Consider the following 496-nt stretch of genomic DNA (forward strand, 5'->3'; position numbering starts at 1 on the left):
TTTCGCGCGCACCTATGAACTCGTGTCCAAGGCGCCCAAGGGCTGCACCTTCGTCGCCGAAAGCGGGCTTACCACGCGCGCAGATCTCGATGCGATGGCCGAACATGACATTCGCTGCTTCCTGATCGGCGAATCGCTGATGCGCCAGAGCGACGTCGAAGCGGCAACACGCGCGCTGGTCGGATGAGCGAGCTCACCCATCTCGATGCCGCCGGTGCGGCGCATATGGTCGATGTCGGCGGCAAAACGCCGACCCGACGTGAAGCCGTGGCGACGGGGCGGATCGACATGATCCTCGAAGCCGCGCGCGCAATCCGCGACGGGACTGCGCTGAAAGGCGATGTGCTGGCGGTGGCGCGGGTCGCGGGGATCATGGCGGCCAAGCGCACCAGCGAATTGATCCCGCTGTGTCACCCGCTGCCGCTGACGCGCGTCGCGATCGATCTGGTGGTGGACGAGAGCGGCGTCACCGCGACCGCGACGGCGGCGACCGAGG

1 protein-coding gene and 1 pseudogene are annotated in these 496 nt (G+C 67.3%); both read left to right on the forward strand.

The genetic code is table 11. The annotated features are described in order from the left end of the window. Window positions 1-187: pseudogene (gene trpC / locus AACY08_RS28940) on the forward strand (indole-3-glycerol phosphate synthase TrpC); the annotation flags it as partial. Beyond that, window positions 184-496, forward strand: a 313-nt coding sequence (gene moaC, locus AACY08_RS28945) for a cyclic pyranopterin monophosphate synthase (protein WP_339472509.1), incomplete at its 3' end; no start/stop codon positions are given. The pseudogene trpC and the gene moaC, both read left to right, overlap by 4 nt.

It is taken from the genome of Pseudomonas sp. EL_65y_Pfl1_R83 (assembly GCF_963970695.1).
GTDB lineage: Bacteria > Pseudomonadota > Gammaproteobacteria > Pseudomonadales > Pseudomonadaceae > Aquipseudomonas > Aquipseudomonas tritici.